The sequence below is a fragment of the Citrobacter sp. RHBSTW-00570 genome (assembly GCF_013739755.1).
GTDB classification, from domain to species: domain Bacteria; phylum Pseudomonadota; class Gammaproteobacteria; order Enterobacterales; family Enterobacteriaceae; genus Citrobacter; species Citrobacter braakii.
In genome coordinates, this window is sequence record NZ_CP056399.1 from 1,077,419 (window position 1) to 1,092,184 (window position 14,766).

Sequence of the window (14,766 nt, forward strand, 5' to 3'; positions counted from 1 at the left end):
GATCCTCATCTTATGATGAATGCCCGTAGCTGACGGGCATTCAGACCAGAGATTACGGGGTTACTCCTTTTTTTAATAGAATATTCCCGTACTTTGCCCGCTCTCCTGTGATAACGATCGCAAACGCCTGTTGCGCGCGTTCATAGAAGGCATAGCGGTCAATACGCGTGATGTCCGGGTAGGGGGTTTGCAGTGAAAGCGCCTGACGATAGCGGGCCTCGACGTCAGGATCGAGGGCATCGCCTTCAACAGCCGCCATCATCACCAGCGGTGGGGCATAGCTGTCCAGTTCAAAGAGCGGAATAATCGCCTGTAGCAGGTCGCTGACCAATAGACCGTCGGCGCGGATAACCTGTGGTCCCATGCTGTGGGCCGGGAAGTGGGCATCGGAAAATATAATCTCATCGCCGTGGCCCATCTCAGCCAGCACCTTCAGCAGGTCGGGCGAAATTAAGGGAGATATTGTTTTGAGCATATTACTCAACTCCTGTTAGTTCGGATTCGGTTTGCGGATAGAAGTAACGGTACTGGTAGCGTACCTGCCCGCGTGCCTGTTCCGGTGAGGCAAATTCCCCAATGCCCGACCACGCAAACATTGCGGCACCTGCCACGGTGGTTTCGGCGTCATCCAGCACTTTGACAGGTATCCCGAGAACATTCGCTTTGATCTGATTCCACAACGCGTTGCGGCTTCCCCCACCTACCAATAGCAGTTCAGTGGCTTGGAAATGACCGATTTTTTCCAGCGTATGGAGGTTTCGCTGCAGCTGTTCTGTCAGTCCTTCCAGCGCGGCGCGATAAAAGTGACCACGGGTGGTATTGAGCGTAACCCCTTGCCAGCCCGCATTCTGACAGGCCAGCAGGTCGCAGTGCATCTTCACGCCTTCGGCGCCTGCCGGGATGGCCCTGGCTTCGTCAATCAGCGTCTGCCAGGGGGTGTCGGCAGTCCACAGCAGCTTACGCACCCACTCGAGTACACCGGAAGCCAGCCACTGCATGCCGGGGTTATTCAGTCCAGCCTGGCTATCCAGCTCACAAGTGGAACCCGCATATTGGCTGAGCTGGGAGGTATCCACCTGCGCACTGCGCACCATCAGAATTTCCCATGTGCCGGAAGAGAGCACCGGTTCATCTGGCTGGGCTCCTGCGCCAAATAGCGCAAACTGCGTGTCGTGTCCGGCAGAGATGACCGGAATTCCCGCCGTAAGCCCGAGCAGGCTGGCAGCCTCTGGTTGCAAAGCCCCAATCTGTTCGCCTGCTTCAACCAGGCGCGGGAACAGACGGCACGGTATGCCCGTAGCTTGCAAAATGTCATGACTAAAATTGCGCTGCCGGATGTCCAGCAGCTGGCTGGTGCCCGCCATGGTGATATCTGTAGTGAACTCGCCGGTTAAACGGTGGTTGATAAGCGACGAGATAAACAACCAGGCGTGCGCCTGCTCCAGAAATTGCGGATGGTTTTCTTTCAGCCACACCAATTTATACAGCGTGTTGAAACTAAATGCGCCGACGCCGGAAATTTCCTGCAATTGCTGCGGTGATATGTAGCGGTGAATATTCTCCATCACCGCTGCGGTGCGTGGGCATTTCCAGCTAATCACCGGATACAGCTGCTTGCCGTTCTTATCAACCAGCGCGCCGTCTACGCCAAAAGTGGTGACGGCGATCCCGCGGACATGGCAGGCGGCCAGTTGCGTGCAGAGGCGCTGACAGCAATCGGCGAAGCGTTGCAGAATGGCCTCCAGCGACCACTGATGCCAGGTACTGTTTTCTGTTGCGATGTCACTGGCGTTCGGGGTCGCTGCGCGGGCGACAATCTTTCCCTGTCGGTCAACGGCGATAGCCCGCACGTTGGTCGCGCCACAGTCGAGAACCAGGATAACGTCTTGTTTCATAATCGCTCCCCAAACGTAGCCGGATGGCGCAGCGCTTACCCGGCTTACAAAATTCACCGCGCAGGCCCGGTAAGCTTGCGCCACCGGGCCAGAGTCGCATTAACGCTTATACAGCGGGCCGTAGTTCTGGCAGGCGCGATAATCCTGGCCTTCCATATCCATACCATGGGCTGCCCAGGCTGAAGGGCGGTAAATTTTTTCGTCTTCCACGTTGTGCATACAAACCGGGATACGCAGCATGGCGGCGAGCGTAATAAAGTCCGCGCCCACGTGACCTATCGTCAGTACGCCGTGGTTTGCGCCCCAGTTAGCCATGACGGAATAGACATCGCTGAACGGGCCTTTACCGGTTAAGCGCGGGGCAAACCAGGTGGTTGGCCAGGTGGAGTTGGTGCGCGCATCAAGCTGGTCGTGCATCTCTTTCGGCAATTCCACGCTCCAGCCTTCCGCGATTTGCAGCACCGGGCCCAGGCCTTTGATGATGTTGATGCGGGTCATGGTGAACGGCACGCCGCCCTCGGTCAGGAAGCGAGAAGAATAGCCGCCGCCGCGGAAGTATTCGTGAATAGCCGGACACCATTCGGTAGCCGCCAGGCAATCATCCGCCTCTTTCTGTGAGATTTCCCAGTGCGGCTTCATGGTCGGTTTCCCTTCGCCGTCGCGCTGTTTGCAGGAGCCATCCAGCGCTGCCGAGCCGGAGTTAATCAGGTGAATAATACCGTGCTCAGCAAGGCCGGTTAGCGGTTTACCCGTGACGCGTTCAACCGCCTCTGGCGACCAGTAGGTGCGCACATCGGCAAAGACCTGCGCTGTGCCGGTGAGTTGATGACCAAACAGCATCGCCACGCCGTTCAGGCTGTCGTTTTCGGTGGCGACAACGAACGGTTCGCGAATGCCGTTCCAGTCAAAGGAGCTGTTGAGCAGTGCTTCGGCGGTATCGCCATTCGGGTATTGATCGGTCCAGTGACGCTGGCCCTGGAAGCCTGCGGCAATCGCGTTGTACCCCAGCGACTCTTCAACCCGACCTTTGTCTGCCAGTTTCTGGTTACCCTGCATCATGTCGCGAATGCACATGGCCATCAGCAGGCTCTCTTTCAGCACCGCACGGCTCTGCTCTGCGTTACGCTTATATTGCTGTGCGTTCTGATCTTCACCGTAGCGGAAGTTTTTATCCGCCCACGCCAGCGCCATTTCCAGCTCAGCTTCGTCATAGATTTTTTGGTCGATGCGACGACGCAGTTCGGTCATATCAACGGGTTGAACCTTCATTCCCAGCCAGGATTCAAAGAAGTTATGATCGACAATCGAGCCAGCAATGCCCATTGAAACGCCGCCTACGGACAGGTAGCTTTTGCCTTTCATACTGGCAACCGCCAGGCCCGCACGGGCAAAGCGCAGCAATTTTTCTTCAACATCGGCAGGGATCGTGGTATCGCCGGCATCCTGTACGTCATGGCCGTAAATAGAGAAGGCGGGAAGTCCTTTTTGATTATGCGCAGCCAATGCTGCGGCCAGATAAACTGCGCCGGGACGTTCTGTTCCGTTAAAGCCCCAGATAGCTTTCGGGCGCATCGGATCCATGTCGATGGTTTCGCTACCGTAGCACCAGCATGGGGTCACAGTAATCGTCACGCCTACGTTCAGGCTGCTGAATTTTTCTTCACAGGCGGCAGATTCAGCCATCCCGGCAATGCAAGTGTCGGCAATCACACATTCAATTTGTGCGCCACAGGCGTGACGAAGTTTCTCTGTGATCAGCGCAGCAGTGGCTTTAGCCATATTCATGGTTTGCTCTTCGAGCGATTCACGAACACCCATACGGCGCCCATCAATCACCGGACGAATTCCAATTTTCGGTAAGCTATTTTTGTTCATTCGAGGTTCCTCATCTCACTTTATGCCGTGCTGCAAAAGCGGATGTTGAACACCACTGTCGCAGTTGGCTGAATAACTCATTTTTGCTAACTCGAGTTAGCTTAGGTATTAGAGAGTTTTTTGCACAACTTTTTTGTTGTGGAACTGTGAGAGGCTTCACGAGAAGTGGTTAAAATTCGATCTGCGTCAAATAAACCAGGACGGGTATTTTCAATAAATCCTTTTTAAATTAATTGGTTGTAATAAATTGTCTGTTCAGCGTCACAGTTTTAAACCAAATGATTTGGCTATTTTGAGTAGCTAAAATAGCTTTAAAAGGCACTTCGCTAACTCGAGTTAGCATAATTGATAAAACGCATATGAACTTATAGGTAGTATTCGCATTAACGGTGACGATGGCTTCCTGGCAACGTTTTGCGCCTGATTCACTGATTGCAGTTTCTGTATATTGAGGAAAGCAGCAATGTCTGAAACATTTTTACAGATGAGTCATATTACGAAACGTTTTCCCGGCGTATTAGCGTTGAGTAATGTGGATTTTGCTTTACGCAAAGGAGAGGTTCATGCGCTGCTGGGTGAGAATGGCGCAGGAAAGTCTACGTTGATGAAGATTTTATCCGGTGTTTATCAGCCTGATGAAGGGGATATTATTTTTGAGGGACAACCTGTTACTTTTGCGAATCCGTTGAGTGCACAAAGCGCAGGTATCACCATCATTCACCAGGAGTTTAACCTTTTCCCTGAACTCACGGTGGAAGAAAATATATTTATTGGCAGGGAGTTTTGCAAAAATAATCGCTGGCGTCTGGATGAAAAACAACAGCGACAGGCAGCTATCGATATTTTGCAAAAATTAAACCTGAATATCTCTCCAGAAACGCTGGTGGCCGATCTGACCGTCGCGCAACAACAAATGGTTGAGATTGCTAAAGCGATATCGGTGAATGCCAAGATTCTTATTATGGATGAACCGACGGCAGCGCTGACCGAAACGGAAATTGACAGCTTATTTCAGGTAACTCGTTTGCTGAAAGAACAGGGAACGGGCATTGTTTATATCTCGCACAGATTAGAGGAACTGGCGCTGATCGCCGATCGCGCGACGGTGATGCGGGATGGTCAGTTTATTGCCACTGTGGATTATGATGCGGTTAAAATTAGCGATCTGATTGCCATGATGGTTGGGCGCGATCTTGGCAATATCTATCCTCGCCGCGAACCTTTGGCTCAACGCAAGCCGGTGTTGGAAGTAAGCGGTTTGACGCGCAATGGCGTATTAAACAATATTGATTTCACTCTGTATCAGGGCGAAATTTTGGGCTTCGCCGGTCTGATGGGGGCAGGACGAACTGAGCTGGCGCGGGCGATTTTTGGTGCGGATCCCATTGATGGCGGAACCCTCAAGCTGAACGGTAACGTGACGGTAATTAAAGATATTCCTGATGCTATCAAACAGGGTATCAGCTATTTAACCGAGGACAGGAAAAAAGAGGGGCTGGCATTAGGACTGTCCGTTGAGCGCAATATTATGTTGGGCAATTATCCTGAGTATTCCGATCGTTATGGCAACGTGGACAGCAAACGTTGTCAGAAAACCAGCGAAGAACAGGTGAAAGCCCTACGCATTAAAACACCACATTTAGAACAGGCTGCTCTGAATTTAAGTGGTGGTAATCAGCAGAAAATTATTATTGCCAGATGGGTGTGTAAAGACACCGATATTCTCATCTTTGATGAACCCACTCGCGGTATTGATGTGGGTGCCAAACTTGAGATTTATGAATTAATGAATCGACTGGTGGCAAAAGGGAAGTCAATTATCATGATCTCCTCTGAATTACCGGAAGTGCTGGGTATGTGCGATCGCATTTTAGTGATGCGTAATGGACGTATTACCGGGGAGTTAGCTTCTGATGACGCCACACAAGAAAAAATCATGCAATATGCGACGTTAGAGGACTAATTTATGACTATCTCTGTAACCTCTTCAGACAGCAATAATAAGAAAATAAAAATTAACAAAGAGCTTTTAATGCGCCTTGCGCCGCTTTTGAGTCTGATTATTTTAGTAATATTTTTTAGCTTTGGTTCGCCATTTTTCTTTAACACTGAAAACATCATGACAATCGCTCTGCAAACTTCAGTGATTGGCATTATGGCGATTGGCGTTACCTTCGTCATTATCACGTCAGGAATCGACCTTTCTCTTGGCTCGGTGGTGGCCTTTTCGGGTGTTGCGGTAGGCATCAGCGCCACGCTGGGATTGCCTCTGCCCGTATGTATTCTGGCCGGGGTGCTGGCCGGTGGATTATGCGGCTATATCAATGGTCTGCTGGTCACCAAAATGACTATCCCGCCTTTTATCGCCACGCTGGGCCTGATGATGTCCGTCAGAGGCATCAATATGGTGATGACAGATGGTCGTGCGATTTATTTCGCTGATTACCCCACCTTCAAAATGCTGGCCCAGGGACGTTTGTTCGATGTGTTGCCTTATCCCGTTTTTTACCTGGTGGTGGTGGCGCTAATCGCCGCCTACATCCTGAAGAAAACGGTGATTGGTCGCTATGTTTACGCTGTAGGTAGCAATGAGGTGGCCGCACATCTTTCCGGTATTAAAGTTCAACGCGTCAAAATTTTCGTCTACGCCTTTTGTGGTCTGCTGACCGGGATCGCCGGTGTTATTCTGGCCTCACGTCTGAACTCTGGTCAGCCAACGGTTGGTGTGGGTTATGAACTGGAAGCCATCGCGGCGGTTGTTATTGGCGGTACGAGCCTGATGGGAGGAATTGGCACCATCGGCGGGACTATCATCGGCGCATTCATTATGAGCGTGTTGAAAAACGGTCTGAACCTGATGGGGGTTTCCCAGTTCTGGCAAATGGTGGCCATGGGCGTGGTGGTCATTGCTGCGGTTTATCTCGATACATTACGCAAAAAAATTCGTTGATTTACGCTCCCGGAAGTCACGGGGCATCATAACCCTGACGTTTAGGGTGACTCACTCAGAACGGAGTAAAACAATGAGAACCAGGAATTTTGTCTATGCGTTATCCCTGCTGGCCTGTATGACATCCAGCGTATTGGCTAAAGATATGAACCTTCCGGTGGTCAGTAAAGGTTTCCAGCATGAATTCTGGCAAACCGTAAAAATGGGGACGGAAGCGGCAGCAAAAGAGTCGGGTGATAAAACCAGCTATGTTGGCCCGGCGGATGAAACTCAGATTGCCGAGCAGATTCAGCTAGTTGAAAACGCGATGGCGCAAAAACCCAATGGGCTATTGCTGGCAGCGTTAGATGCCAATGCGCTGGCGCCATTAGTTGAGACCGCAAATTCACGCGGCATTAAAGTTGTGACGTTTGACTCCGGCGTGAATTCCGATATCCCGGTGAGCTTTGTCGCCACGAATAACCGTAAAGCCGGTGCTGAAGCGGCGGATGCACTGGCAGCGGAAGTGGGCAGCAAAGGTAAAGTGGGCATTATTGCGCACGTAGCGGGGACCTCCTCAGCGATTGAGCGTTCGGAAGGGTTTATTGCCCGCATGAAGGAGAAATACCCGGAAATCCAGGTGCTACCGGTCCAGTACAGCGATGGCGATCCGCAAAAAGCGATGGATAAAACCATCGATATGATCCAGGCCAACCCTGATATTGCAGGGATTTATGGCACCAATGAAGGCTCAACGCTGGGCGTAGCAAACGCCATTGATAGTCAAAACCTGAAAGGTAAAGTGAAAGTGATTGGTTTTGATAGCACCGAGGCAATCATTGCTTTCCTGAAGTCTGGGGTCATTCAGGGCTTTGTCGTGCAGGACGCTTATCAGATTGGCTACCAGGGTATCAAGACACTAAATGCAGCGGTATCGGGTCAGTCTGTACCGAAAGAAATTGATATTCCGGTTAAATTCGTTAATGCGAAGAACATTGACACCCCGGAAATTGACAAGCTGTTACACCCATTCGGTAAAAAATAACACCGTTGGGGCGACGTGCTCGCCCCATCATTCGCCAGCGTCAGGGAGTTACTATGGGCAGTGGATATTTCCTCGGTGTGGATGTCGGTTCCGCCAGCGTCAGGGCTGGTGTCTTTGATGCCAGTGGCAAACGGCTGGCTTTTGCGACACACGCCATCTCGCAGTTTCGACCCGGTCCTGAGCGGGTTGAGCAGTCATCTGCAGAAATCTGGCAGCAGGTTTGCCATGCAGTGAAGGAAGCGGTGTCGTCATCCGGGGTTCGCATTGAGGAGATCCGCGCATTGGGATTTGATGCCACCTGTTCATTGGTGGCACTGGATGAACTGGGGCGGGGCCTGGCGGTTTCACCAGGCGAACCATCAGACCATAACATCATCATGTGGATGGATCATCGTGCGGCGCGGGAGACGCAACGTATAAACGCCACGCAGGATCCGGCTTTGCGCTACGTTGGCGGTGAAGTCAGCGTCGAAATGGAGCTTCCTAAAGTACTGTGGTTGAAAAACCATTTTCCAGCCACCTGGCAGAGTGCGCATCGCTTCTACGATCTGGCGGACTTTCTGGTCTCTAAAGCTACCGCCTGTGATGTTGCTGGTCTGTGCACGCTGACGTGTAAATGGAACTATCTGGCACATGAACAACGCTTTAGCCACTCCCTGCTTGACGCTGTTGAGCTAACGGATTTGTTGGGAAAAATCCCGTCGCGGATCCTGCCGCCAGGCGCTGCCGTTGGAACGCTTAGCGCCGATGCGGCCCAGGCGCTGGGGCTGACGACTGCAGTGGTCGTCGCCAGCGGAATGATTGATGCCCATGCGGGCGGAGTAGCGCTTGCCGGTGTTGAGCCTGAGGGGACGTTGGCGTTGATCAGCGGAACGTCAAATTGCCATATGCTGTGCAGCGAGCAGGAAATTCATACACCAGGTGTATGGGGGCCGTACTGGTCAGCCATGCTGCCAGGCTACTGGCTGACAGAAGGGGGGCAAAGTGCTGCTGGGGCGTTAGTCGACTGGACGCTTCAGGAGTCAGGAGCCAGCGCGGCGCTATTTCACAAGGCTGAGGCGCGGGGTTGCCATCCCATCGTTTTAGTTAATGAATGGGTTGCCGCACTTGAGGAGCTGGAGTTAGAGCCAGGTCGTTATTTGCATGTGCTGGCCGATCATCACGGTAATCGTTCACCGCGCGCGCGACCCGATGCCCGGGGGAGTGTTTGCGGTTTGACTCTTGAGCGAGGCGAGATGCAGGTTGCTCGTCTGTACCTGGCGACATTACAGGCGATCGCCTGCGGTACGCGGCATATTATGGAAGTGATGCGCGAAAACGGTCACACCATTTCCCGACTGACGCTGTGCGGCGGCGCAACGCATAACCCACTGTGGTTGCGAGAATATGCCGATGCCACCGGATGCGATATTCATCTGATGCAGGAAGAGGATGCAGTGACGTTAGGTGCGGCCATCACCGGCGCGGTTGCCTGCGGCGCGTGGGAAAATATTCCATCTGCATGCCAGGCGATGGTTCGATCAGGCGAGGTGATTAAGGCTAACCCGGCACGGCGGAACTTCTATGACCGCAAATATCAGGCTTATCTGATGATGTGGGATCAGCAGCAGGCGATTAACCAACTTATGCAGTAAGACAAAAGTTTAAAATACTTTTATGATTGTAGATTGACGTTTTTGGATGTGAACTGGGGCATATAAATGGCTAAAACAGTAGAACAGATAGCCAGCGATCTGAATTTATCGGTTACGACCGTACGACTGGTGCTGAACGGGAAAGCAGAGCAATATCGAATCAGTGTCAAAACCCAAACGCGTATTAATGAATATGTCGAGCGCTATGGTTACGTCATTAACCATTCAGCACGCAGCCTGAAATTGAATAAAACGGATACGTTGGGATTGATTGTGCCCAATATTTCCAACGTGTTTTTTGCCACACTCGCAGAAAAACTTGAGCAACGCTGTCGTCGTTCCGGTTATCAGCTAACGATTAGCTGTACCTATGACGATGTTGATTACGAAAATAAACTGACCAAAGCGTTAATAGCTCGCAATGTCGATGGCCTTTTTATTGTTCCCTCAACATTAGAGAATCAGCAGCACCATTTACGTCAGGTCAGAAAACCGATGGTGTTACTTGACCGTGATTTTAAGTATACCGATAACGCTCTGGTAGAAAGCCATAACATTTTGGGCGGCGAAAAATTGACGCAAAGTTTGTTTGACGCTGGAAAGTCGCCGATCTGGTTTTTGGTGGGAGATACCGGATTGCCCAGCATCGGCGACCGTTTACAAGGTTATCTTAATGCATTGAACAATAATGGTATTTTGCATAGCGATTGGGTGCGCGAAGGGCCGGACAACACGCCCGAGGGAGGTTATCGACTTATGGATGAGTTGATCGGCGAACAGGGCTGCCCACAGGCATTTATCGCCTCATCATTACCCGTACTGGAAGGGGCCATTAACGCTATTCGTAATCGTTTTGGCACAATTCCACCTGAAATTAATATTGGGACATTCGATGAACACCCGATGCTGGGATTCCTCGCCAATAATGTCTGGTCAATGCAGCAGGATGAAAATGTTTGGGCGGAAAAAGCGTTCGATATGATGATGAGTGCTATTGATGACCAGCCAATTAAAGAAACTGTAAAAGTTGAGATGAAACTTATTAAGCGCGTAAGACAACCTTAATACGCCGCTATAAATAAATCGGCCTACTGAACCTGAATATATACGTTCAGTGGCTGCCTGTATCTGAAACCTGACCCGTCTTACTCTGCGGCTGCATTTTTCGCAATAAAGACGAGGGGAAACTGTACCCGGAGAATCATTATGGAAAGAATGCGTTTGTCGCGAGAAATCATTGAAACCTGCCTTGAAATGACCAGCCTTGGATTGAATCAGGGGACGGCGGGAAATGTGAGTGCGCGTTATGAAAATGGGATGCTGATCACGCCCAGCGGTATTCCTTACGAAAGACTTACTGAAAATATGATCGTGTATGTAGATAACGACGGGAAATATGATAAAGGACAATTACCCTCCAGTGAATGGCGTTTTCACCTGGCGGCATACCAGACGCGTCCGGATGCCAATGCGGTTGTCCATAACCATGCCGTACATTGCACGGCCGTTTCTATTCTTAATCGCCCTATCCCGGCAATTCACTACATGATTGCGGCGGCAGGGGGGAACTCTATTCCGTGTGCGCCTTATGCGACGTTTGGTACACGAGAGCTGTCAGAGCATGTGAGCGTCGCCCTGAAAAACCGTAAGGCAACGCTTTTACAGCACCATGGGTTGATTGCTTGTGAAGCGAATTTGGAAAAAGCACTGTGGTTGGCGCATGAAGTGGAAGTTCTGGCCCGCCTTTATCTGAGCACGCTGGCGATTGTTGACCCCGTGCCGGTGCTGGATGACGAGGAGATCGCCATTGTGCTGGAGAAATTCAAATCTTACGGATTACGCATTGAAGAGTAATTTCGCATAGCGAAAAGGAGAAATACGATGGCGAACAGAATGATTCTGAACGAAACGGCATGGTTTGGCCGGGGAGCTGTTGGTGCATTAACCGATGAAGTCATCCGTCGTGGTTATCGCAAGGCGTTGATTGTGACTGATAAAAATCTGGTGCAGTGCGGCGTTGTCGATAAGGTGACTTCCCGAATGGATGCTGCTGGTCTGGCATGGGAAATCTATTCAGGCGTTATTCCTAACCCAACCATTGCGGTGGTGCAGGAAGGGTTGGGTGTCTTTCAGCAAAGCGGCGCAGACTATCTGATCGCCATCGGCGGAGGCTCCCCTCAGGATACCTGTAAAGCGATTGGCATTATCAATAATAACCCTGAGTTTGCGGATGTACGCAGCCTTGAAGGGTTATCGCCAACACGCAACCCGAGCGTGCCGGTTATGGCTATCCCCACCACCGCGGGAACGGCAGCGGAAGTGACCATTAACTACGTGATCACTGACGAAGAAAATCGGCGTAAGTTTGTTTGTGTCGATCCCCATGACATCCCACAGGTAGCGTTCATTGATGCTGACATGATGGACGGCATGCCAGCGGCGCTAAAAGCCGCCACCGGAGTGGATGCCCTGACCCATGCTATTGAGGGGTACATCACGCGGGCGGCGTGGGCGCTTACCGATGCGCTGCACATTAAAGCCATTGAAATGATAGCCGGGGCATTACGTGGTTCCGTTGCGGGCGATACCCAGGCCGGGGAAGCGATGGCGCTGGGCCAGTACGTGGCCGGGATGGGCTTTTCCAACGTTGGTCTGGGATTAGTGCATGGAATGGCACACCCGTTAGGCGCGTTTTATAACACGCCGCACGGCGTAGCAAATGCCATTTTGCTGCCGCACGTGATGCGCTATAACGCCGAATTCACCGGGGAAAAATTCCGCGATATCGCCCGGGTGATGGGAGTTAAGGTTGAAGAACTGACGCTGGCAGAGGCACGTAAAGCGGCAGTAGATGCCGTCTTCGCCCTTAACCGCGATGTAGGGATCCCGCTGCATTTACGCGATGTTGGCGTACGTAAAGAGGATATTCCTGCGCTGGCGCAGGCGGCATTTGACGATGTTTGTACCGGGGGAAATCCCCGTGAAGCGAATCTTGGGGATATCGTTGAGCTGTACCACACCGCCTGGTAATTTTTCAGCGTGACGGCGTGAAAGCCTTATCCGGCCTACCGGGGTGTTCGACGTGTAGGCCAGATAAGCACAGCGCCATTTGGCAACAGAGCTATCGCACCAACCGTAATTGCTGCAGGTTTCCGTCGATATGTAAGTCCGTTTGCAGCCGTGCGATATCGCGACACAGAAACGCCATCTCCTGGTGCATCTCTAGTTTCTTGCGCCACTTGTCCGGTACTTCATCAAGATGCGCGTAAATGCCTTCCAGATGTTGAAACTGTACGAGCAGCTGCGTGGCGCTTTTGGGACCAATACCTGCAACCCCCGGTACTTTCGAACTGCTGATCCCGGCCAGTCCCCAGTAATCAGGCAACTGCTGCGGCAGCACGCCAAACTCTTTCTCAATAAACGGTGCATCCAGCCAGCGCTTCTGGAAGTAGTCACGAATACGCAGCGTCGGGGAGAGCAACTGACAATAGCCTTTATCGGTTGAGACGATGGTAGCCTGATGTCCCGCCTGGCTCACTTTAACCGCCAGGGTTGCGGCTAAATCATCGGCTTCATTCCCGCTGGAGACCCAACAGCAGACGCCGCGCTGTTCAAAAGCGGCGCGTAAGGCGGGCATTTCCTGGTGCAATTCATCAGGCATCGGTGGGCGACCGGCTTTGTAGTCAGGCAACCGTTGGTGACGCCAGCCGCTGTTGCGCGCTTCATCATCGAATACCGCCACAGCGTGCGTAGGCTGACTGTGCACAATCAGCTGATCGAGCGCGTGCTGGCACGTCTCTACGCAGGGTGAGCCCTGTACGGCGTGAATGCGGCGGATAAGGTTCAGTGCATCGACAATGAGCAGGTGGACGGCCACGGTGTTCTCCCTAACAAGTAAGTTTGTAGGGTAACATTCACGGCGAGGGGAGGCGAGTGTTGCGAAATAGCGTTATCCGTAGACCGGATGGCGGCGAGCGCCTTATCCGGCCTACAGACCCTGAAACGTGGTGGGACTTAATCGCAGGTGACAATCTTCATCGCCAGACCGCCGCGAGATGTTTCACGGTATTTGGCGTTCATGTCTTTACCGGTTTCGTACATGGTCTCGATGACTTTATCAAGGCACACGCGCGGTTCGCTGGTACGGCGCAGCGCCATACGTGCGGCGTTCACTGCTTTAACCGAAGCAATGGCGTTACGCTCAATGCACGGTACCTGCACCTGACCGGCAACCGGATCGCAGGTCAGACCCAGGTTATGTTCCATACCGATTTCCGCCGCGATGCACACCTGCATTGGGCTACCGCCCAGCAGTTCAGCCAGACCGGCCGCAGCCATGGAGCAGGCAACGCCGACTTCACCCTGACAGCCCACTTCGGCGCCAGAGATAGAGGCGTTCATCTTGTACAGTGAACCAATGGCGCTCGCGACCAGCATGTAGCGTGCCAGCGAGTTAGCGTTCACTTCGCGGATAAACTTGTCGTAGTACGCCAGCACGGCAGGAACAATCCCGCATGCGCCATTAGTTGGCGCCGTAACCACGCGTCCACCGGCAGCGTTTTCTTCGTTCACGGCCAGCGCGAACATGTTGATCCAGTCAACAACCGCCATCGGATCAGTGGTGGTTTTGTCGCTGCTGACCAGCATACGACGCAGCGCCGCCGCGCGACGTGGAACGCGCAGTTTGCCCGGCAATACCCCTTCGGTGGTGATGCCGCGCTCAATCCCGCTGCGCATGACGTCCCAGACGTTGGCGAAGTGTTGTTCCAGCTCTTCTTTGCTGTGCAGCGCCAGTTCGTTTTGCATCATCAGACCGGAAAGTGACAGGCCGGTTTCCTGGCAATGACGTTGCAAATCAGCCGCAGATTTATACGGATACGGCACGTTTACCGGAGAGTTGTTCGGTAAACCAAAATGTTCTTCATCAACGATGAACCCACCGCCAATGGAATAGTAAGTCTGGCTGTAAATGGCTTTTTCGCCCGCCAGTGCGGTAATACGCATCCCGTTTTCGTGCAGGGACAGATTGTCCGCATGGAAATTCATGCACTTGTCGACCGGGAACTCGACCTCATGTTGACCGTCCGCCAGCAGCAAACGTCCATGAGTATTCACATCCTGGATAAAGGCCGGGATGGCATCAATGTCTACGGTATCCGGCAGATTACCCGCCAGGCCCATAATAATCGCGATGTCGGTATGGTGACCTTTCCCCGTCAGAGACAAGGAGCCATAGACATCAACCACTACGCGGGTTACGTCAGTGAGAATTCCGCGTGCAATCAGGTCATCCGTGAATTGTTTGCCTGCTTTCATCGGGCCAACAGTGTGGGAGCTGGAAGGGCCAATGCCGATTTTGAAAATATCGAATACGCTAATCATGAGGCG

General features: G+C 52.3%; 12 protein-coding genes. 7 read left to right on the forward strand and 5 right to left on the reverse strand.

What is annotated here, in order from left to right; all coding sequences use genetic code 11:
* Window positions 1-52 precede the first annotated feature (52 nt).
* From fucU to fucI, 3 genes are all read right to left on the reverse strand, one after another.
* Window positions 53-475 carry an L-fucose mutarotase gene (fucU, locus tag HV237_RS05170; protein ID WP_047357909.1) on the reverse strand — a complete coding sequence of 141 codons (423 nt, stop codon included), beginning with the start codon at window positions 473-475 and terminating at the stop codon, window positions 53-55.
* A gap of 1 nt (window position 476) precedes the next feature.
* Entirely contained in the window at window positions 477-1,895 is a 1,419-nt protein-coding gene (fucK, locus tag HV237_RS05175; protein ID WP_047357908.1) for an L-fuculokinase, read from the reverse strand.
* Between the two features lie 99 nt (window positions 1,896-1,994).
* Window positions 1,995-3,770, reverse strand: a complete 1,776-nt coding sequence (gene fucI, locus HV237_RS05180; protein WP_047357907.1) for an L-fucose isomerase — start codon at window positions 3,768-3,770, stop codon at window positions 1,995-1,997.
* A 463-nt stretch (window positions 3,771-4,233) separates the two neighbouring features.
* Between fucI and HV237_RS05185 the strand changes: the two genes are divergently transcribed.
* From HV237_RS05185 to fucO, 7 genes are all read left to right on the forward strand, one after another.
* Window positions 4,234-5,733, forward strand: a complete 1,500-nt coding sequence (locus HV237_RS05185) for a sugar ABC transporter ATP-binding protein (protein WP_046276142.1) — start codon at window positions 4,234-4,236, stop codon at window positions 5,731-5,733.
* A 3-nt stretch (window positions 5,734-5,736) separates the two neighbouring features.
* Window positions 5,737-6,720: an ABC transporter permease gene (locus HV237_RS05190; protein WP_003034055.1), complete on the forward strand. Its 984-nt coding sequence runs from the start codon at window positions 5,737-5,739 to the stop codon at window positions 6,718-6,720.
* 73 nt (window positions 6,721-6,793) lie between these two features.
* Window positions 6,794-7,744, forward strand: coding sequence for an ABC transporter substrate-binding protein (locus HV237_RS05195; RefSeq protein ID WP_016157361.1), 951 nt, complete (start codon window positions 6,794-6,796; stop codon window positions 7,742-7,744).
* Window positions 7,745-7,797: 53 nt separating this feature from the next.
* A complete protein-coding gene (locus tag HV237_RS05200; RefSeq protein WP_047357906.1) occupies window positions 7,798-9,378 on the forward strand; it encodes an FGGY-family carbohydrate kinase in 1,581 nt (526 codons plus the stop codon).
* A gap of 66 nt (window positions 9,379-9,444) precedes the next feature.
* Entirely contained in the window at window positions 9,445-10,443 is a 999-nt protein-coding gene (locus HV237_RS05205; RefSeq protein ID WP_016154251.1) for a LacI family DNA-binding transcriptional regulator, read from the forward strand.
* A 141-nt stretch (window positions 10,444-10,584) separates the two neighbouring features.
* Window positions 10,585-11,232: an L-fuculose-phosphate aldolase gene (gene fucA / locus HV237_RS05210; RefSeq protein WP_003034062.1), complete on the forward strand. Its 648-nt coding sequence runs from the start codon at window positions 10,585-10,587 to the stop codon at window positions 11,230-11,232.
* Between the two features lie 27 nt (window positions 11,233-11,259).
* The gene (fucO, locus tag HV237_RS05215; RefSeq protein ID WP_046276144.1) at window positions 11,260-12,408 is read left to right on the forward strand and encodes a lactaldehyde reductase; all 1,149 of its coding nucleotides are present in this window, start codon (window positions 11,260-11,262) and stop codon (window positions 12,406-12,408) included.
* Window positions 12,409-12,499: 91 nt separating this feature from the next.
* Here fucO and xni read toward each other — a convergent pair whose 3' ends face one another.
* Both xni and HV237_RS05225 read right to left on the reverse strand, forming a co-directional pair.
* Window positions 12,500-13,255: a flap endonuclease Xni gene (gene xni, locus HV237_RS05220; protein WP_016154249.1), complete on the reverse strand. Its 756-nt coding sequence runs from the start codon at window positions 13,253-13,255 to the stop codon at window positions 12,500-12,502.
* A gap of 137 nt (window positions 13,256-13,392) precedes the next feature.
* Window positions 13,393-14,760, reverse strand: coding sequence for an L-serine ammonia-lyase (locus tag HV237_RS05225; protein ID WP_016154248.1), 1,368 nt, complete (start codon window positions 14,758-14,760; stop codon window positions 13,393-13,395).
* Window positions 14,761-14,766 lie beyond the last annotated feature (6 nt).

Coding starts and splice junctions, on each gene's coding strand:
- fucU (WP_047357909.1), bottom strand. CDS start 475: ATGCTCAAAACAATATCTCCCTTAATTTCGCCCGACCTGCTGAAGGTG.
- fucK (WP_047357908.1), bottom strand. CDS start 1,895: ATGAAACAAGACGTTATCCTGGTTCTCGACTGTGGCGCGACCAACGTG.
- fucI (WP_047357907.1), bottom strand. CDS start 3,770: ATGAACAAAAATAGCTTACCGAAAATTGGAATTCGTCCGGTGATTGAT.
- HV237_RS05185 (WP_046276142.1), top strand. CDS start 4,234: ATGTCTGAAACATTTTTACAGATGAGTCATATTACGAAACGTTTTCCC.
- HV237_RS05190 (WP_003034055.1), top strand. CDS start 5,737: ATGACTATCTCTGTAACCTCTTCAGACAGCAATAATAAGAAAATAAAA.
- HV237_RS05195 (WP_016157361.1), top strand. CDS start 6,794: ATGAGAACCAGGAATTTTGTCTATGCGTTATCCCTGCTGGCCTGTATG.
- HV237_RS05200 (WP_047357906.1), top strand. CDS start 7,798: ATGGGCAGTGGATATTTCCTCGGTGTGGATGTCGGTTCCGCCAGCGTC.
- HV237_RS05205 (WP_016154251.1), top strand. CDS start 9,445: ATGGCTAAAACAGTAGAACAGATAGCCAGCGATCTGAATTTATCGGTT.
- fucA (WP_003034062.1), top strand. CDS start 10,585: ATGGAAAGAATGCGTTTGTCGCGAGAAATCATTGAAACCTGCCTTGAA.
- fucO (WP_046276144.1), top strand. CDS start 11,260: ATGGCGAACAGAATGATTCTGAACGAAACGGCATGGTTTGGCCGGGGA.
- HV237_RS05225 (WP_016154248.1), bottom strand. CDS start 14,760: ATGATTAGCGTATTCGATATTTTCAAAATCGGCATTGGCCCTTCCAGC.